The following is a 26,508-nucleotide window of genomic DNA, read 5'->3' as shown; positions in this document are numbered from 1 at the left end:
TCCCGAATTAGTAGGTACGCGCTTTCGGCTCGAAAGCGTCTACGGTGTTGGGCGCAAAGTTGACCGCGCGCTTGCCCACACGCTTCTCGCTCGAGTAATACATGGAGTGGCACAGCCAGTTTTCGTCGTCGCGCTCCTGATAGTCTTCACGAGCGTGGGCACCGCGGCTCTCGGTACGCACTTCTGCCGCGATCGCGGTGGCTTCGGCCACCTCCAGCAGGTTCTGCAGCTCGAGTGCTTCAATCCGCGCGGTATTGAAGGCGCGGGACTTGTCGTCCAGACGCACGTTGGCAATACGCTCACGCAGGTCTTCCAGCTTGCTAACACCCTCGGCCATGTAGTCGCCGCGACGGAATACACCGAAGTGATTCTGCATCACGCCTTGCAGCTCGGCGCGCAGGTCCGCTGACTTCTCACCATTGTTGGTGGTTTCGAGACGGTTCAGGCGGGACATAGCGGCTTCGATATCAGAGTCAGAAGCTTCACGACTTTCGATACCTTCGCGCAGGGCCTTCTCGATGAACAGGCCGGAGGCGCGGCCGAAGACCACCAGGTCCAGCAGCGAGTTGCCGCCCAGGCGGTTGGCGCCGTGCACCGATACGCAGGCGACTTCGCCACAGGCGTACAAACCGTCGATCACCTGATCATTGCCCGATGCATCCTGGGTCAGGGCCTGGCCGTGAATATTGGTGGGAATACCGCCCATCATATAGTGACAGGTCGGCACAACCGGAATCGGCTCTTTTACCGGATCGACGTGAGCGAAGGTCTTGGACAGCTCACAAATACCCGGCAGGCGGCTGTGCAGCAACTCTTCACCCAGGTGGTCCAGCTTCAGGAACACGTGGTCGCCATTCGGACCGGCACCGCGGCCATCCAGAATTTCGAGAACCATGGAGCGGGCAACCACATCGCGCCCGGCAAGGTCCTTGGCATTCGGCGCGTAACGCTCCATGAAGCGCTCGCCGTCCTTGTTGATCAGGTAACCGCCCTCACCGCGACAACCTTCGGTCACCAGGGTGCCCGCACCGTAAATACCGGTGGGGTGGAACTGCCACATTTCGATATCCTGCACCGGCACACCAGCGCGCAGTGCCATACCAACACCGTCACCGGTATTGATGTGTGCGTTCGTGGTAGAGGCATAAATCCGGCCAGCACCGCCGGTCGCCAGCACGGTGGCTTTCGACTTGATGAAGACGACTTCACCATCTTCAATGCAGATCGCGATAACACCGACCACAGCGCCGTCCTGGTTTTTCACCAGGTCTACCGCGAACCACTCGTTCAGAAATACGGTGTTGTGCTTGACGTTGTTCTGGTAAAGGGTGTGCAGCAGGGCGTGACCGGTACGGTCAGCAGCAGCACAGGTACGCGCCGCCTGGCCACCGCGACCAAAGTCCTTGGACTGGCCACCGAACGGACGCTGATAGATACGCCCTTCTTTAGTACGGGAGAACGGCAGACCCATGTGCTCCAGCTCGAACACCGCTTCAGGGCCTACGGAACACATGTACTCGATCGCGTCCTGGTCACCGATGTAGTCGGAGCCCTTGACGGTGTCGTACATGTGCCAGCGCCAATCGTCATTGGGATCGTCACTGGCAATTGCACAGGTGATACCGCCCTGGGCGGAAACTGTGTGTGAACGGGTCGGGAATACTTTGGTGATTACCGCAGTCTTGAAACCGGACTGGGCCATCTGCAGGGCAGCGCGCATACCCGCACCGCCGCCGCCAATCACGATACCGTCAAAGGTTATTGTTCGCATATTCGACATTACTTACACACCCCACAGAATTTCAATGCCCCACACCGCATAGAACACGGCAACCGCGCCCAGCAGTACTTCAACCAAGATACGCAGAACGGTCGCTTTGCCGCCCATCATCCGGTTGGTGAGGTAGTCGGTAACCACGGACCAGAGACCGATCCAGGCATGAGCAATTGTGGAGATCAAAGCCACCAGGCTGAATACGCGCACCCAGCGCTGTTCAAACAGCGCAGACCAGCTGGCGTAGCCAAAGTCTTTGGAGAGAAAAATGAAGCCCACTATAAAGAGGGTGTAAGCCACCAGCACTACTGCACTGATGCGCTGAATGAACCAGTCGTACAGACCACTGCGACCGAAACCAGTAACTGCCTTTACCATATCAGAACCCCCGCCAGCAGAATGAGCACTATAGAAAGCACCAGTACCAGGATGGCGCCGCGGCGACCACCTTCGAGGCTCTCACCCAGACCAGCATCCATCAACAGGTGACGCACACCCGCGATCAAGTGGTAGATCAGTGCAGCCAGTGAGGCCCACAGCAGCAGCTTGGCCGGCACACTCGTAAAGAAGTCGGCTACTTTTTGGAAACCCTGCTCAGATTCCAGACTGGAATCCAGCATGCACAGAAGAAGTGCAACCACAGCGAAAAGCACCACACCGGAAATACGGTGCAGAATAGAAACCAACGCTGGCGCGGGAAGCTTAATAGTAGAAATGTCTAAATTGACAGGTCTGTTCTTGTTCACAGGAAAAACACCTTGTTGCCCTGAAAGACGGGGCGCCCGTTGAAAATTGTGTAGTCCGGGCGAGCTTGCTGATCACTATCCACACAACCTGTAGAGGTCTTGTACAAAGTGGCCTTACCAAGGCGCAAGCCGCGCGGATTATAGGCATTCATATATCAAAACACAACGAACCATCGGCCCTTGATGGTCCTATGGTGGCGGCTTTGTACCAGTTGCAATCTACGCCACACACCAGACCAAAGTATGAAGCGCCTATTTCCACCCCACCGGATCGGCGCGCCAGATTCCGCTTCCAGCGCCCCTTCCCTGCAGGCAAAATCCCTGCCACCCACGCTCAATACGGAAGATCCTGCGGGCACAGAACCGGTCAGCCATTCCGATTTGGTTTGACAATTTAGGGCGAGGCACTTAAGTTTGGCCGCGCTCAAAAGCCCGCTAGCCCCATATCCGCGCCCGGATGCAGCCAATGAAGGCCCTCCGAGCCCGCAGAATCCGGCACCTTCCGGGTTTTGCATACGCCAAAAACCACCTGAATAACGCCTTCCCATAAAAAGGTGATCACAGGTGAGCGCGGAGCGCGCCCCTACCCGGGCCGTAAAATCCCTGATTGCATTCAGTGATTTGTGTGGAAATAAGAACGCTGGCAAAAGAATAGTTTTTAGGAGTCCACAATGTCCGACAAGAAAGCTCAACTCACGGTCGACGGTATCGACGCCCCTTACGACCTGCCAGTTTACTCTGGCACTGCCGGTCCCGACGTTGTTGACGTCAGCAGCCTGGCGAGCAAAGGCCTGTTTACCTACGACCCGGGCTTTATGTCTACCGCCTCCTGCGAGTCCAAGATCACTTACATCGATGGCGCCAAGGGCGTGCTGCTGCACCGCGGCTACCCCATCGAGCAACTGGCGGAAAAGTCTGACTACCTGGAAACCTGCTACCTGCTGATGAATGGCGAGCTGCCGAACGCAGAGCAGAAGAAGGAATACGTCAACAGCATCATGAACCACACCATGGTGCATGAATCACTGGTCAACTTCTTCAAGGGCTTCCGTTACGACGCCCACCCGATGGCCATGATGTGCGGCGTTGTCGGCGCCCTCGCCTCCTTCTATCACGACTCCCTGGACATCACCGACCCGGAACACCGCAAGATCTCTGCGGATCGCCTGATCGCCAAGATGCCGACCCTCGCCGCCATGTGCTACAAGCACAGCAAGGGCCAGCCGTTCATGTACCCGGACAACAGCCTCAGCTACTCCGAGAACTTCCTGCACATGATGTTCGGCAACCCCTGTGAGCCGAGCAAGATCGACCCGATCGTGGCCAAGGCCATGGACGTGATCTTCCTGCTGCATGCGGACCACGAGCAGAACGCCTCTACCTCTACCGTGCGCCTGGCTGGCTCCTCCGGTGCCAACCCCTTCGCCTGTATCTCCTCCGGTATCGCCACCCTTTGGGGCCCGGCACACGGCGGCGCCAACGAAGCGGTACTGAACATGCTGCAGGAGATCGGCGACGAGAGCCGTATCGACGAGTACGTTGCCAAGGCCAAGGACAAGAACGATCCGTTCCGCCTGATGGGCTTCGGCCACCGCGTATACAAGAACTTCGACCCGCGTTCCCGCGTAATGCAGGGCATCTGCGACGAAGTACTGGGTGCTATGGGTGCCGAGAACGATCCGCTGCTGCGTATCGCCAAGAAGCTGGAAAAGATCGCCCTGGAAGACGAGTACTTCGTCGAGAAGAAGCTGTACCCGAACGTGGACTTCTACTCCGGCATCATCATGAAGGCCATCGGTATCCCCACCGACATGTTCACCGTAATCTTCGCCACCGGCCGTACCGCTGGCTGGATTGCACACTGGAACGAGATGATCTCCAATCCGTACAAGATCGGTCGTCCGCGTCAGCTGTACACCGGCTACACCGCGCGCGACTACGTGTCCCTGAACGATCGCTAAGCGACTTTTTCAGAACACCGAAAATACCCGGCTTTTGCCGGGTTTTTTTATGCCTCAATAATTCTCCGTATTACTCTCAGGCTGCACACCCCCACACCAACCGGTACAGGGGATAGTCGCCGCCTACCTCAAGGAAGTGTTACGGCAGGTTGTGCACATGACTGCCCACCGGCCCGGAGAAGATCCCGCCGTCGTGCATGTCCCAGTTGATGGACCAGGTCATTACGCCGTTAAAGGTCGGGTAGGCCTGGGACGGTGTCAGCGTGTCACAGTTCAGCTGTTGCGTCAGGCAATCCAGCGCGCGGTTGATGTCCGCGGTGGTAGCAAAGCCGCTGCCTGCGGAGCTTGGGCCGGAAGGCAAGGCCAGGCCCACCTGGTCCGGACGCAAGCCTTCAAAGAAGCCCGCATTGCCATAACCCAGCGGGAAACCTTCAATCAGCATCAGTGCGGAAGACACCATCATATCCACAGAACCCGCCGCGTAGGCCTGCCCCCGGTATGGGGTCGCGAGTCCGCCGTTGTTGTACAGCTGCACATGCAGCAGATCCAGGTCATCCCGCAACTGGTCGATCATCGGCAGATAGGCACCCCAGATGCCGGTGTAAGACACATAGCCGCCCTGCACATACGGGTGCTCCGGAGCCATGGACAGATACATGCCCGGGTAACGCTGCTTCAGCTGCTTGACCGCATCCACCATGTTCTGGATTACCGGTGCACCGTGCATCACGCCCGCCCCCGATTCCAGGTCGATATCGATTCCGTCAAAACCGTACTCGTCGATCATTGCCGCAGTGCTGTTGACGAAGTTGGTAACGTTTTCCTCGGTATTGAGAGTCACGGTGCCTTTCTCGCCGCCGTAGGAAGCAATCACGATTTTTCCGGCCGCGCGCTTGGCCGCAACGTCGTCAATAAACTGCTGCCTGTCGAGACCCGGATCCAGGTTGAACGCGATATTGCCGTTGCCCGCGTCGTCCACAAAGGCAACCACGATCACGTCCCACACATCGGAGACTTCACTGATGCGGTACAGGCCGGAACCGTTGTCGAAGTTGTGCCAGTAACCCACAAGGGCGTGCTTGGGTAGCAATCCACTATTACCACCGGAAGAAGAACCACCGGAAGAGCTGGACGAACCGGAACTGCTGGAGGAAGAACTGGACCCACCACTGGATGAGCTGCTGGAAGAGGAGCTGCCACAGTCACCCACCTGGCTCCAGGCGTCCTCCCAATGAGCACCCTCACCCGGCGCATAAGCCCAGGCGGCACTGGAGGAACACCAGCCGGCGATATTGCACTGGAATTCCAGCCCGACATTCTGCACCAGCTGCCCTGCAACGTAGCTGGTACCGGCCACGTACTGCAGGGAACTGCATGAACCACCACCGGAACCGCCACCGGAGCCACCACTGGAACTCGAGGAGCTGGAAGAAGAACTGGAAGAAGAACTGGAAGAAGAACTGGAAGAAGAGCTGGACGAGGAACTGGAAGAGCTGGATGACGAACCGCCATCACAGGCGCCGTCGTATTTCCAGTGCGCCCAGGTACCGGAGTGCGTTACCGGGTCATTGTTCTGTGTCCAGTAATTTGCGGTGTAGGCGTTGCCCAGGTGTTGCACCGAATTACCGCCCACATAGATAGCACTCGCTTCCCAGTCCGGGCGTGCACTGCAATCCACCGCTGCAGCCTCGATTGAAAGCAGACCGAGCACAAGCAGGCTCATTAATTGCTTTTTCATAAGGTTTTCCTGAATTATTTTTTTAGGATGCCTCTCGAAAAAACGTTAAAAGAACAGAGGGCGCCGCGGCGCCCTCTGTCTACTGCTTTAACGCTTAGTTACACGTCGCGTCACCGATCTCTTCCCAATCGGAAGAGACGCCCGGCTCGCTCTGGGTCCACCACTTGGCACGGTAACGTTTGCCGTTATGGTTGACTTCATCCCCACCGTTGTAGGCGGTACCGGAATTCCACGGCACTTCCACATCACTGATGAGTTTCCAGTCTGCGGAGCTGAAGCCCGGCTGCTGCTGTGTCCAGTACTTGGCTTCCCAGACCAGCTGATCAAAGCTCACCTGATCGCCACCCAGATAGGTGCTGCCAGATTGCCAGGCGGGGTAATTACCGGCGTTCGGGTCGGTCATCTCACAACCACCGCCGCCACCAACGTTGGTTACGGTAACGGTGACATTCGCGCTGGCACTGTCAATGCCGTCGCTCACGGTTACCGTAAGAGTGAAGTCGGTATCGGCTTCCACTTGCGGTGCGTTAATGGTGATGGTGTCTCCGGTGCCGCTCGCCATGCCACTCCAGGTGTAGGTGAGTGCATCGCCATCGGCATCGCTGCCGGTCGCGGTGATGGAATCACTGGCACCCTCCTGAATGGTGACCTGGGCCGGCGCAGACACTTCCGGCGGGGTGTTGGCATCCGGCGGCAGCAGGAAGATGCTGACCTGATCCGGAGTGTCATCACTCAAGGCACCATCATTGACGTTCAGCTCGAACACCAGCTCCTGCTCCGCAGTAACTTCGGCAGCGGAGAAGCTCGGGCTGGCAGCGGACGCATTGCTCAGAGTTACGCTGGCACCGGAGATCTGGGTCCAGGCGTACGTCAGCGCATCGCCATCCGGGTCGCTGGAGGCACTGCCGTTGAGGGTAACGGTGGCCGGCGTGATAACGATTTGGTCTGCACCGGCGTCGGCGCTGGGGGCCTGATTCGGCTGGTCCGCAAGCACGGTCACGAATACCTGATCGGAGTCACTGGCACTGCTGTCGTCGGTCACGGTCAGTTCGAACATAAACACTTCATCCGCGGTAACGGACGGAGCGGTGAAGCTGGCGGAAGCGCTATTGGCGTTCTGCAGATTAACGCTGGTACCTGAAAGCTGCACCCAGCTGTAAACCAGCGGGTCATTGTCCAGGTCACTTGAAGTGCTGCCATCGAGGGTGACAGTCACACCGCTATCCACAGACTGATCGCCTCCGGCACGTGCGGTCGGGGTGCGATTACCCACTCCGCCACCGTGGCCAAGGCTCTCATGCATGGCGTTCATGATGTCGCCATTGTCCGCGTCGATTTCCCAAGAGAAGAGACCCGCCAGGCTATTTGCCTGTACGTAGGCACCTTTCGCCATCACGGAACGATGGTTGTCGTAAGTGATCAGATCGCCGGTGCTCGGCTTGAACATGTAAGGTGCTTCCGCGGCTTCGTCGTAGTACTCCTCCCACTCACCGGTGGAAAGTCGAGCCACGATATCGCGGTAGTCCACAACACCGTCTTCCCAGGTACCGCTGACCATGCCGGTAGCAGTACCGGTCATGTGGTCATTGCCGGTCCAGCCGGAAACCCCCGTCCAGCCGCGGCCGTACATAGCGGCACCCACAACCAGTTTGCCGGGATCAACGCCCAGGCCCAGCAGGTTCTGGATGCCATTGTGGGTGGTGTAGTCGGTGTCCGGGCGCCATGTAGGCGCGTACAGCGCAGTCTGGTGACCTAGTACTTCGTTGCTCCAACCGCCGTAGAAGTCGTACGTCATCACGAAGAAGTAATCCATGTACTGCTGTACATCGAGGTAGTCGACATCTTCGATCTTGTCGGAGCCAGCACCGATTGCCGAGGTGAGTTCGTACTCACGACCCGTTTCCTGCTCAAGCCCGTCCAGCATCGCGCGCAGATCACGCATCAACAGGCGATAGGTTTCGCCGTCAATGGCGGGGTCACCCAGGCTCGGGTTGGCACCCTGGCCACCCGGATATTCCCAGTCGATATCCACACCGTCGAAGAACTTCCAGGTGCGCATGAATTCTTCCACGGAGTCCACGAAGGTCTGGCGCTTGGCGGCATCGCTGAAGAAATAAAAGGGATCAGAAAGGGTCCAGCCACCGATGGAAGGCAGGATCTTCAGGTCCGGATAGGCTTGCTTCAAAGCCATTAGCTGGCCGAAGTTACCCTTGTAGGGATCGGAAAAGGTCTGGTCGGCCTGGGACTTCTGCAGCGCTGCAAACGGGTCGTGCAGTGAAACCTTGAAGTCTTCACGGCCGGAACAGGAACGCTGCAGCGCCTGGAAGGAGCCTTCAATTTCTTTCAGGCTATCGTTGATGCCGTCACCACCACAGATGGGGATAAACCCGTAGATCAGGTGGGTCAGGTTGTAGGAAGGCATCATGTCCACGGAGAATTTGCGCCCGTAAACGCCCCACTCCACAAAGTAAGTGCCCACCACGGAATTGCTGGTGTTCTGGTATGGCTGGTTGTTTTCACCTGCGGTAACGGTGATCGGGTCCAGGTGGCTGCCATCGGTATCGGCAACCACAATGTCTTTGCCCGCAGATGTCGCGCAACCGTCGTCGTTACAAAGTGCTACCTGTAGGGAATACTGACCACCCTGTGCGACCTGCAGGGTCGCGGAACCGGTCTGGGTTTCGCCGCCGCTGATGGATTGCTCCAGTACCACTTCACCATTGAGCAGGTACTGGGCAGTGGTGGCGGGGTCGCCGGACCATTTGGACCAGGCGACCGGAACTTCCGCATAGTCATTGATAGTGACCAGCTGCTCGTAAGCAGTGGCTGCTTCGTCCACCTCAATAATGGCGAAGCTGGTTTCCATCCAGTCGATGGTGGGTGCGCCGGGTGCGGCGATGGCCGAGGAGCTGGCGAGACCGAGCGCGAATAAAGCGCGGCGCCAGTGGCTTGGAGTGAGCCCTTTCATTGATTTTCACCTTGTCGTTATCTTTTATTGATCAGGTTCTATCAACGAGAGCAGCAGTGAACTGTATCCGTCATACCTCAACGGGCAAGGCTGCCCCCGATGAACGGCATTCAATTACTTCTCTATGCCGGTACTTCTTGTCTGTTACTGCTTGCCTGCAACTGCAACAGGTACCTCTGGTTGCCCGCTTGTGGCGCGGACGAATGACACCGCTGTCATTTTTAATGAAAACATGACAGCGGTGTCATTACTTTTTCACAATACTCCGCTTAACCCGGATCTGACCAGCCCCCTGGGACAGTCTTGAGAGGTCAGTCACATTGAAAGACAAGTTTCTGGCGCTTAATTTTTGCTTTTGGGGAGTGGTACGGTGGGTGGTACAGGTGCTTGGCCTCTTCCCGAGGCTTGTGCAGGAACAAAAAAGACAACAGAAAAGCGGCCGAGCTATGTCGACCGCTTTCGCCCCATTTTCCCAATCAAGCTGACTGAAACTTCCCGCTCTTTCACTCGCTGAAATCAATCAATTTCAGATCAGTGGTCACCCGCTGTGGGTCTATTTACGGTCATGCTCAGTCTCGGTTACGGACCGCTTTTTGTTGGCACTCCACCTCGTCTCGCGATGGGGGAGTCTTCCCGGGACTGTTACCAGTGTAGGATCGCGCCGCCGATTCCCCACACTTTTTTCTCATTTTTCCCCCGCCAAACGCTTTATGCCGTGGTCCGGATTGGGAAGGGGTGTAAGCGACCATAGACTCCCCCAGCGATATCCGAGTAAACGTAGACGGAGTATTTATGCAGTTGCAGACTCTCAAGCACGCCGGCCTGGCTTCCGCGCTGGCGCTTTCCCTGGCCGCTGGCGGTTGTGCCAACATGAGCGATACCGATCGTCGTGTGGGCACTGGTATTGGTATCGGTGCGGTCACTGGCGCACTGGTGACGGGCGATGTTGGCGGTGCCGCAGTAGGTGCAGCCCTGGGTGGTGCCGGCGGCTGGCTTTATGACCGTAACCAGAAAAGACATTATCGCTACGACCGCTATGGTCGCCGCATTTATCGTTAAACGCTTGCCCTAACCGTCAAATATGAGCCCCCGTCACGGGGGCTCATTGTTTTTTCAACGGCTTGACCAGCCCCTCCAACCCCTCAATCTTGATCTCCAGCGTCAGCGCCATCAAATGCCCGAGGCGGCCCTTGGGGAACTCCTTTTTCGCAAACCAGAGCAGATACTCCTCCGGCAAATCAATCAGCACCCGGCCCGCATACTTGCCAAAGGGCATTTCGGTACGGGCGATATCCACCAGATCCTGCTTATCCAACATCTCTTTCTTCCAACCATCCCAAACACTTTTCCCGCGGATTCTACACTGTCAGTAACCTGCCCCGGTGACACTTCCACCCGTCGCGCAAACGATTTTGTCGCCCGAGCTTCTGTGGCAGTATCGTGCTTCCGGCCGCCAAAGCGGCCGTTTATTTTTTGTACTGACGGAAAAATCCCCGGTATTGATTACCGCGGTATATCCAACGAACGTGGTTGAAGGAATGACAGTGATAAACAACAAGCGCACGCAAACATTCGGGCTGGCTCTTACCATCGCCCTGCTCGCCGCCTGTGGCAAACCCGCAGACAACGCCAGCACCTCCGCCGACGCGGCCAACAAGGCTACGAAAACTCCAGCCAACGCAGAAGCGAACAGCGCCCAGCCTGCTACCGACAGTGTCTCCACCGAAGGCATGTGGATGCCCCGCCAGTTGCCCGAGCTGGGCGATAAGTTGAAAGACCTCGGCCTGGAGCTGGATCCGAAAACTATGACGGATCTCACCAAGTTCCCGATGAATGCGGTAGTGAGCCTCGGCGGCTGTTCCGCATCCTTCGTTTCCCCGCAGGGCCTCGTAGCCACCAACCACCACTGCGCCTACGGTTCGATCTCCTACAACTCCACCGAAGACAACGACCTGCTGGCCAACGGCTTCCTCGCCAAGACCCTGGAAGAAGAAGTCCCCGCAGCCCCGGGCTCACGTATCTATGTCACCGTGGACATGAACGAAGTCACCGACAAGATCAACAGCAAACTCAGCGACGACATGGACGGCGCCACCCGCTTCAAGGCCATTGAAGATGCCGAGAAAGCCCTGGTAGCCGAGTGTGAATCCGACCCCGGCCATCGCTGTGAGGTGTACAGCTACTACGGCGGTGCCAGCTATTACCTGATCAAGCAGCTGGCCATTCGCGACGTGCGCCTGGTGCACGCGCCCGCCTCCTCCATCGGCAAATTCGGTGGCGACATCGACAACTGGATGTGGCCGCGCCACACCGGTGATTACTCCTTCCTGCGCGCTTATGTCAGCCCCGATGGCAAGCCGGCAGACTTTTCCAAAGACAACGTGCCCTACAAGCCCAAGCACCACCTGAAAGTGGCCACCAAAGGCCCCGAAGAAGGTGATTTTGTTATGGTTGCCGGCTACCCGGGCCGCACCAATCGTTACCGCACCGCAGAAGAAGTGAGCAACAACTTCAGCTGGTACTACCCGACAATGCAAAAAGTATTGGCGGAATGGTCCGAAGTGATCGGCAGTGCCACCGAGAACAACAAGGACGCCGCACTCAAATACGCCAGTCAGGTCGCGGGCCTGAACAACTATGCCAAAAACTTCACCGGCATGATGGAAGGCTACAACCGCAGTGACCTCTTGCAGCGCAAGCAGCAGCTGGAAAAAGACCTGCAGGCATGGATCGAAGCCAACCCGGAAGCCAGTAAAAAATACGCGTCCGTGATCAGCGATCTGCAGAAACTGATCAATGAAAAAGAGTCCACCCAGGAGCGCGACCTGCTGCTGGCCTACATGAACCGCTCCGCCATGCTCAGTGCGGCACAGCGCCTGTACCGCCTGAGCCTGGAAAAGCAGAAGCCGAACATGGCGCGCGAGCCCGGCTACCAGGAACGGGACATGACCCGCTTCACCGAAAGCATGAAGCGCATCGAGCGCAACTTCGCACCGAGCGTGGATCAGGCGGTGTGGACCTACTTTATCGAGCGCTACAATGCCCTTCCGCAAGACCAGCACCTGGAGAGTTTCGATAAATTCTTTGGCGGCGAGCTAAGCGGTGACGCACTGCAGAAAAAGCTTTCTTCCATGTACGAGGAAACCGGCCTCACCGAAACCAAACAGCGTCTGGCCTGGGTGGACAAGTCCCCGGAGGATTTCCGCAACAGTGACGACCCGTTTATCCAGCTGGCTGTTGCCACCTACGACGAGCGCTTCGCACTGGAACAGCGTGACAAGGAAATGGCTGGTGAATTCGCCGAAGTGCGTCCTAAATATATGGACCTGCTGATCGCTTACTACCACGAGCAGGGCAAACCGGTTTACCCGGATGCGAACAGTTCCCTGCGCCTGACCTACGGCCTGGTGAAGGGCTACACGCCGCCCGCCGGCACCATTAAAGGCCCCGCCGATGGCAACGACGGCAAGGACGGGTTTGTTCCTTTCACCACCCTGCGCGGCATCGAAGCCAAGTACACAGGTGAAGATCCGTTCGATGCGCCACAGGCACTGCTGGACGCGATCAAAAACCAGGACTACGGCCGCTTCTACAAGGAAAGCATCGACTCTGTTCCGGTTAACTTCCTGACCACCGTGGACATCACTGGCGGCAATTCAGGCTCCGCTACCATGAACGGCAGGGGTGAGTTTATCGGCCTGGTGTTCGATGGCACCTACGACAGCATCAATGCGGACTGGGACTTCAATGACAGCACCCGCGCAATCCACGTAGATGTGGCCTACATGCTGTGGGTAATGGAGAAGGTGGATAAAGCCGATAACCTGCTGGAAGAAATGGGCGTTGCAGCTCCGAAGGAGTAATTCAGCCCCAGAACAAAAAAGCCGGCAGAAATGCCGGCTTTTTTGTTTCCAAACACTTTATTTACAACAACTCGGTCTTGGTCTTGCCACAGCGCTGGCAACGAGACTCCGTCACTAGCTTGCCTTGCTTCACATCAAACTTTCGCTCGGTAACCACCTTCCACTTATGGAAACCGTCCCGGCACAAGCTGCTTCCCTTGTGCTTTTCCCACGCTGTCTTTCGCTTGAATGGCAGAATGTCACCCATCAATCAAACCTCACTACCCGCTGCATGCGCCGACGCCCAAGCCCATTGAAAATTGAAGCCACCCAGCCAGCCGGTCACATCCAGTACTTCACCAATAAAATACAGCCCCGGCTGCTTCTGGCTTTCCATGGAGCGAGATGAAACCTCGTTGGTATCCACTCCACCGAGGGTAACTTCCGCGGTGCGGTAGCCCTCGGTTCCTTCTGGAGTCAGGCTCCAGGTCTGCAATTTTTCACCAAGGCTTGTTACTTCACTCTCACCGTATTGCTTAAGCGGTTTACTCTGAATGCCGTTCAGATGCAGGAAAAACTGCACCAGCTTTTTACTCCAGAGATCCGCCAGGATGGTATGCAGGTGGCTTTCCGGTTTTTTAGCGCGCTGCTCACCCAGCCACTGGGCCAGATCCAGCCCCGGGGCCAGGTCGAACACCACCGGCTTTCCCTCTCGCCAGTGGCTGGAAATCTGCAGTACCGCCGGACCACTCAGCCCCTTGTGGGTAAACAGCATTTGCTCGTGAAAGTGCCCCTGATCACAACTGGCGTTTACCGCCAGGGAGGTTCCCGGCAACTCCTGCTGCCGCGCCAGGGCGCGCTTGTTCAATGTGAAAGGCACCAGTGCGGCGCGGGTGGGGATGAGGTTGTGGCCGAATTGTCTGGCAATATCGTAGCCAAATCCCGTCGCGCCCATGGTGGGTATCGACAGACCACCAGTGGCGATCACCAGGGATGTGCACACCACCTTGCCGAGAGAGGTGTGTACTTCAAAGCCTTTCGACTCCTCTTCATCAAGAGGCTCGATACGATGGATTTCACAACGGGTGCGGATCTGGGCCTTGGCCTCGCGGCACTCCGCCAGCAGCAGGTCGACAATATCCCGGGATTTGTTATCGCAGAACAGCTGGCCGAGGGTTTTCTCGTGATAGCCCACACCATACTTTTCCACCAGCGCAATAAAATCCCACTGGGTATAGCGGGCCAGGGCGGATTTACAGAAGTGGGGATTTTCGCTGTAGAAGTTGTCCGGCGCCGTGTACAGGTTGGTGAAGTTGCAGCGGCCGCCGCCGGACATGAGGATTTTTTTGCCGACCTTGTTGGCGTGGTCCAGCACCAGCACACTGCGGCCACGCTTGCCCGCCACCGCGGCGCACATCAGGCCGGCGGCGCCGGCGCCGATGATCAATACATCGGCCTGGGTGGGGAGGTCTGTCATTCGCTAGGGATCAGGTCTTCGGCAGAGTAACGCCGCGCTGGCCCTGGTATTTACCACCGCGGTCCTTATAGGACACATCACAGATTTCGTCGGATTCGAAGAACAGCATCTGTGCCACGCCTTCATTAGCGTAGATCTTCGCTGGCAGGTTGGTGGTGTTGGAGAATTCCAGGGTCACATGCCCTTCCCACTCCGGCTCCAGCGGCGTCACATTCACGATGATGCCGCAGCGGGCGTAGGTGGACTTGCCCAGACAGATGGTCAATACCGAACGCGGAATACGGAAGTACTCGACCGTGCGCGCCAGGGCGAAGGAGTTGGGCGGAATTACGCAATAATCACCGGTCACATCCACAAAGCTGTCTTCGTCGAAGGCCTTGGGGTCGACGGTGGCGGAGTGCACGTTGGTGAAGATCTTGAACTCGTTAGCGCAGCGCACATCGTAGCCGTAGCTGGAGGTGCCGTAAGAGATCAGGCGATCACCGGACTCTCCGTGGCGTACCTGGCCCGGTTCAAAGGGCTCGATCATGCCCTCGTGCTCAGCCATACGACGAATCCACTTATCGGATTTGATACTCACCCTGTCCCCTCACTTATCTGGTCTCGGCCCATTTCTGGCGGTCATTTAAAGAGGCGGAATCATAGCCGGTTTAACCTGTGCAAAAAAGTGTCAGTCTACCTGGTTCGGGCTTGCCGACACTGGATGACTACTGTATAAATTACCAGTAAATGCTGTATACCCATACAGTCAACCACTGTCAGACCACCCGTGTGGAGCGAGCCAATCGTGAACAGCGCCGAAAACTTTTTGCAAAACAAGCAGTTAGCTCAGCAGGCCAGCAACGGGCCCGTACTATCAGGGCAACAGCAGCCCGGGCAGCAGCCTGAGCCAGTACAGCCACAGCCACTGCAGCAACTGCTGACCCGTCCGGACATCTGGCAACTGGCCAGTGGCCAGCGTCGCCCCCGCACCGGAATCAGCACCGGCTACCGCGGTCTGGATGCGCTGCTGACCGGGCACGGCTGGCCCCGCGCGGCCACCACCGAGCTGTTGATCGACAAGGCCGGCATCGGTGAGATGTCGCTGATTCTCCCCACCCTGGCAGAGCTCACCCGTCAGGGGCGCATGGTGATCCTGGCCAACCCGCCACATATCCCCTATGCCCCGGCACTGGTACAGGCCGGCGTGCAACTGGAAAAGCTGTTGATCCTGCACCCTCGTGGGCAGCGGGACCAGCTGTGGGCAGCGGAACAGTCCCTGCAATCCGGTGCCTGTGGCGCGCTGATCCAGTGGCAGGGCAAGGAAACCCCGGCCGATAAAGACCTGCGCCGGTTGCAGGTTGCCGCCCGCGACGGCGATTGCCTCCACTTCCACTTTCGGCCCGGTTCCTGCGCGCAAACCCCGTCCCCGGCGGCACTGCGCCTGCAACTGAAGAGCGACGGCGAGCAGCTGGCGCTGCACCTGCTCAAGCAGTCGAGCGGCAAATCCGGCCAGCGTGTGCACCTGGCGCGCCACCCGGACCTGGTGCGCCGGGATCAACCACTGCACTGAAACCATTGCACTGAACGGTGCAAGGCGGCGCGAGGAACAATCTATGCTCTGGCTCTGTATTCAGCTCCCAAAACTTCCCCTGGAGGCGCTGACCCGCGCCCATCGCGCCGGTGACAGTGCCGCGGTAGCCGTGACCCAGCACAGCCTGGTCGTTGAGGCCAATCAGTCGGCCAGTACCCAGCATGTGGAGCCCGGGCTCAGCATCGCCACTGCCTGCGCCTACTGCGCGGAACTGCAACTGCTGGAACGGGATCCAGAGCGGGAAGAGCAGCTGTTACAACAACTGGCCCTATGGGCCTATAGTTTTACCCCGGTGGTCTCCCCGCGCAGCGCCGAGCGCGAACAGAATCAGCTGGACAGCAACTTCGCCTGCCTGTACCTGGAAATCAGCGGCAGCCTCAAGGCTTACCGTGGCCTCGCCCCCCTGCTGCAACAACTGGGCAAAGAGCTGCGCAAGATGCGCATCAGCCACTTTATGGGCTTGGGCCACAGCCCCAGTGCCGCGCATCTGCTCAGCCAGTTGCCGGAACACCGCCAGTGGCTGCTGGAAACCAGATCCGCCCCGACCCCACAGCAGTGGCGTCAGTGGATCAGCTTTGCCCCCAGTAAATTGCTGGATTGCAGCCACAAGGCTATCGCCAAACTGTACGCCTGCGGAATCAAGCGGGTCAGCCAGCTACTGGCTATTCCCCTGTCGGAAGTGGGCGGCCGCTTCGGGCGCGGATTTATCGACTACCTGGCCCGACTGAATGGCTCCCGCCCGGATCCCGTCCCCAGCTTCGAACCACCCGCAGAGTTTCACAGCGAGCTGTTTTTCCCCAGCCCGCTGGATAACAGTGAACAACTACTGTTCCCCGCCGGCCGCCTGGTGCGCGAGCTCTGCCGGCAATTACAGCGCCGTCAGCTGTACAGCCAGCAGTTGTGCTGGGTATTGGATTACGGCAGTCGCGGCAGCCAGCAGATTCAGGTGGAAGTCTCTCGTCCACTGCTCGATCCCCAGCGGTTGATCGCGCTGACAAAACTGCAGTTTGAGCGAGTGGAACTGAAGGAGCCCGTACAGGCACTCACACTCAAGTGCCAACAACTGCGCCCCATTGAAAGTCACAACCTGCGGGAAGACTTTTTCGACGAGGGCAGCAAGCTGAACGAAAGCTACCAGCTGATCGACAAACTCAAGGCGCGACTGGGCCACCAGGCATTGTCCGGTGTCACCCTCAAAGAAAGCTACCTGCCGGAGCAGGCCTGGCAAAACGCCGACAGCCTCACCTTGCAGAACAAGGCGCGCAAGCACCACCTCACCCCGGTCAATGCGCCGCGCCCCAACTGGCTACTGCCGAGACCCGACCGTATCCAGCAGCGCGACCACAAGTTGTTTTACGACGGTGAACTGCACCTGTTGCAGGGCCCGGAGCGTATCGACGGCTACTGGTGGCAACACCATCGCCACGCCCGCGACTACTACATCGCCCGTGGCGCCCACGGCAGCCTCTACTGGGTATTCCAGGATCTCACCTCGGAGCACTGGTATCTGCACGGGGTTTATTCATAACCCTCCCCGCGCCAGCATTCCCACGCCGGCATAATGGATTTTGATATTTATCGGTATGCAGTACGCCGAACTTTTCTGTCAGAGTAATTTTTCATTTCTGCAGGGGGCCTCCCACCCGCAGGAGCTTGTAACAACAGCACATAAACTCGGTTACCGCGCCCTCGCGATTACCGATGAATGCTCCATGGCCGGGGTGGTACGCGCCTATGCCGAACTGGAAAAACTCCGGGCCGAAGGCAGTCAGCTCAAACTGATCTGCGGCAGCTTCTTTCGACTGCAGGAGGACCGACAGGAACTGGTCTTACTGGCTCCAGACAAAACCGCCTATAGTGAAATCTGCCAACTGATAAGCACCTCACGGCTGCGCGCCGAGAAAGGCCAGTACCAGACTTTTATTCAGGACATCATCAAACTCTGCACACACGCGCTATGCCTTTGGCTGCCAACCGATGATTCACTGGCATTGCCCTGCGAGCTGAAGCAGCACTTTGGCGAGCGACTTTATATCGCCCTGCGCCATCACCTGCTGCCGGGAGAAAACCGGAAACTGCAGAAGCTGCTCGCCTTTGCCGAGTCCCAGCAGCTTCCTGTGGTCGCAACCAACGCCGTACTGATGCACAGTCGCAGCCGCAAGCCCTTGCAAGATGTACTGAATGCGAATTACCACAACTGCACCCTCAGCCAACTCGGCTACCGCCTGGAACAGAACGCGGAACGCTATCTGCGCGACCTGCCGGAAATCGCCGCACTTTATCCACAGGGGGCGATCGACAACACAGTGGCAATCGCCGTACGCTGTACTTTCAGCCTGAAGGAGTTGCAGTACCACTACCCTTCGGAAGTCGTGGCGAAAAATAAAAGTGCCAGTGAACACCTGCGCGACCTGGTGGAAGCCGGTATTCCGATACGCTGGCCCAAGGGTCCCCAAGCGCATATCCGTGCACAGATTGAAACCGAATTGTCACTCATCGCCGAGCTTCGGTATGAGCACTACTTCCTCACCATTTACGATATTGTCCAGCACGCACGCCGCCAGCACATCCTGTACCAGGGTCGCGGTTCTGCCGCCAACTCCGTGGTGTGTTACTGCCTGTTTATTACCGAGATAGACCCGCACAAGATTGGCTTGCTGTTCGAGCGCTTTATTTCCCGCGAACGCAATGAGCCGCCGGATATCGATGTGGACTTCGAGCACGAACGACGCGAGGAAATCATTCAGTACATCTACCGCAAATACGGCCGTGAGCGCGCCGGGCTTGCGGCCACCAAAATCACCTACCGTTTCAAGAGTGCATTGCGGGATATTGGCAAGGCCCTGGGCCTGGGAGCGGCCACCATCGAGCAACTGCAGGCCGAGCGCAGCTGGTGGGACAAGCTGGATGATTTCCCCAAACAGATGAAAAAAGTCGGCATAGCCCCGGACAGTATCACCGGTCGAATGCTGCCAGTGCTGCTGGAACAGATCTACGGTTTCCCTCGACACCTGTCACAGCACGTGGGCGGTTTTGTGATTACCGAGCTGCCGCTCAGCCAACTGGTACCTATTGAAAACGCGGCCATGGACAACCGCACCATTATTCAGTGGGACAAGGAGGATATCGAAGACCTGAAACTGATGAAGGTGGATATTCTCGCCCTTGGCATGCTCACCGCCCTGCGCAAGTCTCTCACCTATATGGCGCTCTACGGCAAGAGAATGCGGCTGCAGGATATCCCCCCGGATGATCCCGCCGTCTATGACATGATGTGCCGCGCGGATACCGTGGGGGTATTCCAGATCGAATCCCGCGCACAGATGAGTATGTTGCCGCGCCTGCAACCGCGGAAGTTTTATGAACTGGTGATCGAAATTGCCATCGTGCGCCCCGGCCCGATTCAGGGCGGCATGGTGCACCCGTATTTGCGCCGCAAACAGAAACTGGAGCCGGTCAATTATCCCCACGAAAACCTGCGTCCGGTTCTGGAGCGCACCCTGGGCGTGCCCATCTTCCAGGAGCAGGTCATCAAGCTATCGATGGTCGCCGCAGGCTTCAGCGGCGGCGAAGCGGATGCGCTGCGCCGCGCCATGGCCAGCTGGGGAAAAAACGGCAACCTGCTGCAGTTCCGCGAAAAACTAATCAACGGCATGCTTGCCAATGGCTACGAACACAGCCTGGCAGAACAGCTGTTTGAGCAAATGAAAGGCTTCGGCTCCTATGGCTTCCCGGAATCCCACTCCGCGAGTTTCGGCCTGCTCGCCTACTTCTCCGCCTGGATCAAGTGCCACCACCCCGCTGCATTCTACAGCGGCCTGCTCAACAGCCAGCCCATGGGTTTTTATGCTCCCGCACAACTAGTGTACGACGCCCAGCGCCACAATGTGAAAGTCCTGCCCCTGGATATCAACCACAGCAGCTGGCACCACAGCCTCGCACTGCCCGGCAGCCCGGATGCCACGGACCAACAGAATAACCTGAAGGCACCCGCCATCCGCCTCGGGATGCGGCTGATCAAGGGGCTCACCGAAGAAACCGTAGAGGCGGTGGAAACAGAAAGGCTGCAGGGCCCTTTCCGCTCATTGAACGACTTTGGCCAGCGGCTGGATATCCCCACCAGGCAAAGCGCCATCCTGGCGCAGGCCAACTGTTTTTACAGCATTGCGGAAAGCCGTTACCACAGTACCTGGCAGGTATTGAACAGCCAGCTGGAGCAATCCCTATCCGTCCAGCACCAGCCGGAGAGCAATCAGGCAGACAATATTTACAGTGACTACCAGAGTACCGGCCTGACCCTGCGGGAGCACCCGGTAACCCTGCTGCGGCAGCAACGACGTTTTACCAGCCTGACCCGCGCGTGCGAGCTGGAAAACCACAGGGACGGCGACCGGATAAAAGTCCTGGGCTTGGTTACCTGTCGCCAGCGCCCGGGTACTGCGGCTGGCGTTCTGTTTTTGACACTGGAGGACGAATCCGGCGTGGTCAATGTGGTGATATGGAAGCAGGTGCAGGAGCGCTACCGCAAGGAGATCCTCAGCGGGAAAGTGCTATTGATTGAGGGAAATTTACAGATCAGCCGCGATGCGAAAGAACAGAACCTCGCAGTGATCCACCTGATCGGAAAAAGGCTCGAAGGCATTACCTGGAAAGAGATCCAGCATGTGAGGAGTTTTCACTAGCGCATAAAAAAGGCCTCCCAAAGGAGGCCTTTTTTACAGAGGTTGGCAATTAGAACTGGGCGCTCGCGCGCAGATACCAGAAGCCACCGTTAAAACCAAACGGAGAGGTCAGCGACTGGCGCACACCCAGGAACTGCAGGGTGGGATCGGCTTCATCATCCGGGCGCACATCGAAGATATTCTCGCCACCCAGGGAAACCTTGTAGTTCTCTGCCAGGGTAATCGTCGCTTCGAGGTCGACCAGGATCTCACTGCCGTAAGCAGAAGCATCGGAAGCGTCACCCGGGCCGAACAGGCCAAAGGTACTCTCCCAACCGCTGTAGCGATTGAAACGCAGGTAGCCGTTAAACAGGTCACCGGAATCGTAATCGAAGGTCAGCGTGGTGCGGTCACTGGGCACCTGGTTCTCCAGGTCAAACACACGCGACGCGTTGATGGTGTTCGGTGCTACTTTATCCACTTTCTGCTGGTTGTGGTTGTGACGCAGATCCATCACCAGGAGGCCACCGGCAAAGTCGAAGTCGCTGGTCACCGCCAGATCGATACCGGACACATCAGAGTCAAACGCGTTCACAAAGTAGTTGGCGTTACTGCCGTTCAGCAGAGCCGCATTGGCTACACCGGCATTTTCCAGCAGTGCCACTTCTGCATCACCTATGGTGTTATTACGCAGTGCCAGGCGATCTTCAATTTGGATGTTGTAGTAATCGATGGTCACACTGGTGTTATCCAGCGGACTCCACACCGCACCCAGGGTAAAGCTGGTGGACTCTTCCGGCGTCAATTCCTTGGCACCCAACGCCATGGCCACCGGGTGATTAACCGGATAGGTACCATTGGGAATCAGGTTGCCATCGGAATCGGAAGTGGTAGTGACATTGAGCGTATTCACCTGCCCCGGCGTCGGCGCGCGGAAACCGGTGTTGGCGGTACCACGCAGCGCGAAATTTTCACTGAAGTCGTAGCGCGCGGACAGTTTCCAGTCGAACGTCGAACCGAACTCTTCAAAGTTTTCAAAACGCAGTGCGGCACCCAGCAAAAGCTGGTCGGTAACATCCGCTTCCAGGTCCACATAAGCCGCTGTGCTGGTACTGCTGTACTCACCCGCAGCCTCTACCGGGAACCCCTGGAAACCATCGGAGCCTACGCCAAATACTGCCGCGGTAGGGCCTACGGCAATAGACGCCTCGTCGCCCGCACCGATCTTGTAGGTTTCATCCCGCCACTCCATGCCAAATGCCAGGTTCAGCGGCGTCGCAAATGCAGCTACGTCAATCGGCTTAACGAAATCAGCGTTTACGCTGGTTTCTGCCTGGGTAAGTGTGCCGGGGTTAAATCTGAGAGGAGAATTAATCCCCAGACTCGGGTTGATTGAATTTTCCAGTACGTAGGAAACTTCATTTTCAGCACTGCGCGCGCGCAGGTCCCAGCTGATTCCATTGGCCCATTCGCCGCGAGCGCCGACCACGGCAGAGAAATCGGTGATATCGGCACCGAAAGCCGGGTTGTAACCACCGGGGAACTGGGTATAGATCGGGTTGCGCAGAACGAACCCACTGGCGCTGCTGCTATCGGCCATCAGGTAGTCGCTGGGGTTTAGCCCCTGGGCAATAATGTCGTCCACCAGAGACTGGGGCGCGGCATCGGGCATAAAGTCCCCATCCAAATCCTGCTGCAAGGTTTCACGAGCGCCAAACTCTGCCGACGGATCCAGAACCGGGCCACGATAGAAGAAATCGGAAATGGTTTCGTTGTTCGAGTAACCCAGGTTACCGTACAGCTCGGTGGTGTCATTCAGCGAATAGCCGGTGTTGACGAACAGCTTGAGCGCTTCCACCTCCGGATCACCCCAGCGCTGGCCGAGACCATCGAGCGGGACATTTTCTACCCCCACAACACTGCCAACAAACTCTGCATCCGGACGCGCAGCACCGCGCCAGGTTTTATCTGCGGAGGAGTGTTCAATCGTGGCGTTAACGAAGCCCTCGTCCCCCAGTGCAAATCCACCATTCGCCGCCAGGGTAGTGCGCGCACCGTCGCCATCAAAGTATTCGCCGGTCTGGGCAGAAAGACTGAAACCCTCGGCGTCATCTTTCAGGATCACGTTCACCACCCCGGCAATGGCATCGGAACCATACTGGGCGGAGGCGCCGTCGCGCAGCACTTCAACACGCTCGATAGCCAGGGATGGCAACGCAGCGAAATCCACCGCCTGTGCACCCTGATTGGTGGTACCGAGAGGTGCCAGCTGCAGGTTTACCAGCGCAGAGCGATGCCGACGCGTGCCGTTTACCAGCACCAATGTTTGATCTGGTGACAGATTACGCAAGGTGACAGGACGAATAAATGCAGTGCCATCCGCGATGGGGAAACGCTGGGTATTGAACGAAGGGGCCACCTTGGCCAGGGACTCTGTCAGGTCAAAGCTGCCCTGATCGGAAAATTTACTTCCGCCAAGGACGTCCACCGGTGACAGGGTTTCGGTGGGGGCAACACCCTCTTTTCGGGTGCCGGTAGTAATGACCTCCTCCATTACCCCATGATCGCTCGCAGGTTCTGCTTCAGCACCCTGCTGAGAGAAGGCCAGCGAAGCTGGCAGTGCAGTCGCCGCCGCGATCGCCAGAGTCAGTGCATTGTTTTTGAATACTCGCATAATTACCCGTCCTATTATTTTTATGAGATCGGGAAAGATATCTCGCCTTATTGTCTTTACACGAACGATTATCGTGACCCGATTATCATTATTGTTTCCTATACTGGAGCAGCATCAGATTAGGGCAATTCAAAAGGAGGGGCAATAAACAGTGCACAAAATGAATTATGCGCCAACAATTAGCCAAAGTGATCACGGAAAATCCGTGATGGGGAAATAGAAGGTCGCAAAGTGGGGGGAATCGAAAAGAACTATCTTAAAACCAGCATACACTGAACAATATAACCGCCCAGAGCTGCCAGAAAGAACTATTAATACCAGACTGCGGATCAGCCGAAGTCCTGCTTCTCCATCCACGGAATAATCCGCTCAAACGCCCGCTCGATATTTTCAATGGAAGTGGCATAACTGAAGCGCAGTGCATTGCGGCTACTCTCACCAAAGGTATCACCGGCGATGGTACAAACACCGGTTTCCCGCAGTAAGCGCAGTGCGACATTATTGCCATTCACGCCTTCCGGCAGCGCGGGAAACATATAAAAAGCGCCTTCAGGTACATAACCTTCCAGAAAAGGCGTTTCATCCACCAGTTCCACAAGCCGGTTGCGACGTTTCTTGTAGGTACTCACCACCTCGCTCACGCAACTTCGATCACCTTTTAATGCGGCAACACCACCCCACTGGCAAGGGGTGTTCGCCACCGTGGTGGTAAACATATGGTAACGGCGCAGCTTGCGGATGGCGCCCTGACTCGCGATCAACCAGCCCACGCGCATGCCGGCCATACTGAAGGTTTTGGAGAAACTGCTGATGACCATCACATGATCCAGGTCCGAGCAACAGGACAGGACACTGGCGTAATCCCGGTCGTCATAAATAAGGTGATCGTATACCTCGTCGCTGATCACATAAATTCCACGATAGGCCGCCTCCTGCACGATGGTCTCCACGGTTTCCCGCGGGTACACAGTGCCGGTGGGATTACTGGGGGAGTTTAGAATGATCGCGTGGGTGTTGGTGTCGATCGCATCGATGACTTCCTGCGGATCCAGCTGATGGTTATTTTCCGCCCGGGTCGGAATACATTTCACCTCCCCGCCGTTCATCCGAATCAGCGGCGCGTACAGCATGAAGGACGGATCGGGCACGATAAATTCACGGCCCGGTGCGGACACCGCCGTGAGCGCCAGGTAAATGGCTTCCGTAGCGCCGGTGGTGACCAGAATATTTTCCGGGCTGAGCGCACGTCCGGAGCGCTCACCGTAATATTCCGCCAGTGCATCCAGCAGCTCAGGTAAGCCGGCATCCATGGTGTAGCCAGTCTGCCCTGCATTCAGCGCGTCTACCGTTGCCTGCACCACATGGGGTGGCGTTGGCGCGTCCGGCTGGCCAATGGACAAATGAATGACGTCTTCCATGGAAGCCGCCATGTTGACCATCTTGCGAATTCCCGGCACGGGAATGGTGAGAAGCGCAGGGTTCCAGACCGGATCTTCCGACTCGTAAAAATCAAAATCCAGCCGGCTCATATATCCGCTCCCGCCGTGGCGCCCTCGTCCGAACTTTCATAAAACAAATCGGGACGCTTGTCGGTCAGTGGCGCGGCCAACTGATAGGCCTGGGCCGCGCGCAGCACGGCGCGATCATCGAAGCGGGCCCCCACGAGTTGCAGGCCGATCGGCAGGCCGGCACTGTCAAAGCCACAGGGTACCGAGATGGCCGGTTGCCCGGTCATATTGAACGGATAGGTAAATGGGGTCCACGAGGGCCAGCGTGTGCTGGGCCAGTCTTCCGGCACTTCACGGCCGGCGGTGAATGCGGTGATCGGCAATGTCGGCGTCAGCAGCAGATCGTACTTGTTATGGAACGCGGCCATGCGCTCACACAGTGCGGCGCGCTCATTGACGGCCTCCAGGTAATCCAGCATGGAAAGCTGCGCGGCCTTCTCGGATACCGCCACCAGCTGGGGGTCCATCAACGCGCGCTGTTTTTTGCCAATATCGCGCAGGGCATTAGCCGCACCACCGTAAAACAGGTGACCGAATGCGGCCAATGGATCATCAAAACCCGGCGCCACTTCGGTAACTTCCGCACCCAGCGATTGCAACAGTTTGGCCGCCTCACGCACGCTCTCTTCCACCTCGCGCTCAACCTGTACATAACCAAGGGTTGCGCTGAAGGCGATGTGCACTCCACGCAGTAAATCCTGCGGCTCGCCTTCCAGTGCTGCGAGATAATCGATATTGCGGCGGGGAATGGCATTGGTATCGCGGTAATCCGCCTCCGCCAGTACATTCATCAACAGGGCGCAATCGGGTACTGTCCAGGTCATTGGACCGGCGTGTGCCAAAGTGCCAAATGGACTCGCCGGCCAGTGCGGCACTTCACCAAAGCTGGGCTTAAGGCCAACCAGGCCACTGAAACCGGCGGGAATACGAATGGAACCGCCGGCGTCGGTCCCCAGCGCCAGAGGACCCATCCCCAGTGGTACCGCGGCGGCACTGCCACCGCTGGAGCCGCCGGCGGTCTTGTCCGGGTTCCAGGGGTTGCGGGTGACGCCGTCTACCGGGTTGTCGGTCACGCCTTTCCAGCCAAACTCCGGCGTGGTGGTTTTCCCCAGGGGTACAGCACCGTTGCGATTGAGCGCCGCAACACTGGGAGCCTCTTTGCCGAGCGTGGAGCTTGGATCGATGGTTTTAGAGCCCTTGATGGTGGGCCACTGGGGAGTGAGAAAGACATCCTTGATGGCAACCGGAACGCCGTCGAGCGGCCCTTTGGGGTTGCCCTGCAGGTAACGCTGCTCGGACTCCCGAGCAAATGCCAGAGTGGTCTCTTCATCCACAAGGTTATACGCGTTAACTACCGGGTTACAGCGCGCGATCTGCGCGAGCATCGCCTGAGTGGTTTCAACCGGAGAAAATTGCTTGTCCTGGTAGCCCTTGAGCAATTCCAGTGCAGACATTCGAATAAAGTCGTTCATCGGCGTTATTCTCCGGTTTATCCCCTCGACCAAGGTCGTTGGGTGATCGCTAGAAGATCACTTGGTTATGGTGCTGTTATGACGCTACCCCCTAATGTAGACCGAATTGGCGCC

The 26,508-nt window shown here is 57.6% G+C and carries 18 protein-coding genes; 6 read left to right on the top strand and 12 right to left on the bottom strand.

The features are described from left to right. Window positions 1-7: 7 nt before the first annotated feature. From sdhA to sdhC, 3 genes are read right to left on the bottom strand one after another with little or no spacing between them, the layout of a single operon-like run. Window positions 8-1,780, bottom strand: coding sequence for a succinate dehydrogenase flavoprotein subunit (sdhA, locus tag LC059_RS16740; protein WP_226705011.1), 1,773 nt, complete (start codon window positions 1,778-1,780; stop codon window positions 8-10). Between the two features lie 3 nt (window positions 1,781-1,783). After that, complete coding sequence (gene sdhD, locus LC059_RS16735; protein WP_226705010.1) at window positions 1,784-2,152, bottom strand: succinate dehydrogenase, hydrophobic membrane anchor protein; 369 nt, start codon at window positions 2,150-2,152, stop codon at window positions 1,784-1,786. After that, window positions 2,146-2,520 carry a succinate dehydrogenase, cytochrome b556 subunit gene (gene sdhC, locus LC059_RS16730; RefSeq protein WP_226705009.1) on the bottom strand — a complete coding sequence of 125 codons (375 nt, stop codon included), beginning with the start codon at window positions 2,518-2,520 and terminating at the stop codon, window positions 2,146-2,148. The genes sdhD and sdhC overlap by 7 nt, the downstream gene beginning before the upstream one ends. A gap of 671 nt (window positions 2,521-3,191) precedes the next feature. Between sdhC and gltA the strand changes: the two genes are divergently transcribed. Next, on the top strand, window positions 3,192-4,481 hold the full coding sequence (gene gltA / locus LC059_RS16725) for a citrate synthase (RefSeq protein ID WP_226705008.1): 1,290 nt from the start codon (window positions 3,192-3,194) through the stop codon (window positions 4,479-4,481). Window positions 4,482-4,620: 139 nt separating this feature from the next. On the opposite strand, the gene LC059_RS16720 is transcribed toward gltA, so the two are convergent. Beyond that, window positions 4,621-6,219 (bottom strand): glycosyl hydrolase family 18 protein, encoded by a 1,599-nt coding sequence (locus tag LC059_RS16720; protein ID WP_226705007.1) that lies wholly within the window; start codon window positions 6,217-6,219, stop codon window positions 4,621-4,623. 94 nt (window positions 6,220-6,313) lie between these two features. Continuing rightward, window positions 6,314-9,187 carry a glycosyl hydrolase family 18 protein gene (locus tag LC059_RS16715; protein WP_226705006.1) on the bottom strand — a complete coding sequence of 958 codons (2,874 nt, stop codon included), beginning with the start codon at window positions 9,185-9,187 and terminating at the stop codon, window positions 6,314-6,316. Between the two features lie 792 nt (window positions 9,188-9,979). Here LC059_RS16715 and LC059_RS16710 point away from each other — a divergent pair. Continuing rightward, on the top strand, window positions 9,980-10,246 hold the full coding sequence (locus LC059_RS16710; RefSeq protein WP_226705005.1) for a hypothetical protein: 267 nt from the start codon (window positions 9,980-9,982) through the stop codon (window positions 10,244-10,246). Window positions 10,247-10,289: 43 nt separating this feature from the next. On the opposite strand, the gene LC059_RS16705 is transcribed toward LC059_RS16710, so the two are convergent. Next, a complete protein-coding gene (locus tag LC059_RS16705; RefSeq protein WP_319005127.1) occupies window positions 10,290-10,502 on the bottom strand; it encodes a DUF3820 family protein in 213 nt (70 codons plus the stop codon). Between the two features lie 223 nt (window positions 10,503-10,725). Here LC059_RS16705 and LC059_RS16700 point away from each other — a divergent pair, with 223 nt between their 5' ends. Then, complete coding sequence (locus tag LC059_RS16700; RefSeq protein ID WP_226705003.1) at window positions 10,726-13,050, top strand: S46 family peptidase; 2,325 nt, start codon at window positions 10,726-10,728, stop codon at window positions 13,048-13,050. Between the two features lie 61 nt (window positions 13,051-13,111). On the opposite strand, the gene LC059_RS16695 is transcribed toward LC059_RS16700, so the two are convergent. Genes LC059_RS16695 through dcd form a run of 3 tightly spaced genes read right to left on the bottom strand, consistent with a single transcriptional unit; the run spans window position 13,112 to window position 15,086 of the window. Beyond that, window positions 13,112-13,297 carry a hypothetical protein gene (locus LC059_RS16695; RefSeq protein WP_226705027.1) on the bottom strand — a complete coding sequence of 62 codons (186 nt, stop codon included), beginning with the start codon at window positions 13,295-13,297 and terminating at the stop codon, window positions 13,112-13,114. Between the two features lie 3 nt (window positions 13,298-13,300). Beyond that, the gene (locus LC059_RS16690) at window positions 13,301-14,506 is read right to left on the bottom strand and encodes an NAD(P)/FAD-dependent oxidoreductase (RefSeq protein ID WP_226705002.1); all 1,206 of its coding nucleotides are present in this window, start codon (window positions 14,504-14,506) and stop codon (window positions 13,301-13,303) included. A 10-nt stretch (window positions 14,507-14,516) separates the two neighbouring features. Further along, entirely contained in the window at window positions 14,517-15,086 is a 570-nt protein-coding gene (gene dcd, locus LC059_RS16685) for a dCTP deaminase (RefSeq protein WP_226705001.1), read from the bottom strand. A gap of 207 nt (window positions 15,087-15,293) precedes the next feature. On the opposite strand from dcd, the gene imuA reads away from it, so the two are divergent. Genes imuA through LC059_RS16670 form a run of 3 tightly spaced genes read left to right on the top strand, consistent with a single transcriptional unit; the run spans window position 15,294 to window position 20,761 of the window. Next, entirely contained in the window at window positions 15,294-16,058 is a 765-nt protein-coding gene (gene imuA / locus LC059_RS16680; RefSeq protein WP_226705000.1) for a translesion DNA synthesis-associated protein ImuA, read from the top strand. Window positions 16,059-16,101: 43 nt separating this feature from the next. Next, entirely contained in the window at window positions 16,102-17,607 is a 1,506-nt protein-coding gene (locus tag LC059_RS16675) for a Y-family DNA polymerase (protein ID WP_226704999.1), read from the top strand. A gap of 55 nt (window positions 17,608-17,662) precedes the next feature. Next, the gene (locus LC059_RS16670; protein ID WP_226704998.1) at window positions 17,663-20,761 is read left to right on the top strand and encodes an error-prone DNA polymerase; all 3,099 of its coding nucleotides are present in this window, start codon (window positions 17,663-17,665) and stop codon (window positions 20,759-20,761) included. A gap of 49 nt (window positions 20,762-20,810) precedes the next feature. On the opposite strand, the gene LC059_RS16665 is transcribed toward LC059_RS16670, so the two are convergent. From LC059_RS16665 to LC059_RS16655, 3 genes are all read right to left on the bottom strand, one after another. Next, window positions 20,811-23,414: a TonB-dependent receptor plug domain-containing protein gene (locus tag LC059_RS16665; RefSeq protein ID WP_226704997.1), complete on the bottom strand. Its 2,604-nt coding sequence runs from the start codon at window positions 23,412-23,414 to the stop codon at window positions 20,811-20,813. A 329-nt stretch (window positions 23,415-23,743) separates the two neighbouring features. Further along, a complete protein-coding gene (locus LC059_RS16660) occupies window positions 23,744-24,943 on the bottom strand; it encodes a pyridoxal phosphate-dependent aminotransferase (protein ID WP_226704996.1) in 1,200 nt (399 codons plus the stop codon). Beyond that, window positions 24,940-26,394, bottom strand: coding sequence for an amidase (locus LC059_RS16655; RefSeq protein ID WP_226704995.1), 1,455 nt, complete (start codon window positions 26,392-26,394; stop codon window positions 24,940-24,942). Before LC059_RS16655 ends, LC059_RS16660 begins: the two co-directional genes overlap by 4 nt. Window positions 26,395-26,508: the final 114 nt, after the last annotated feature.

This window comes from Microbulbifer elongatus (genome assembly GCF_020524885.1).
Lineage (GTDB): Bacteria > Pseudomonadota > Gammaproteobacteria > Pseudomonadales > Cellvibrionaceae > Microbulbifer > Microbulbifer elongatus_A.
The sequence above is the reverse complement of the archived record's forward strand: the minus strand, read 5'-3'. Positions and strand labels throughout refer to the sequence as shown.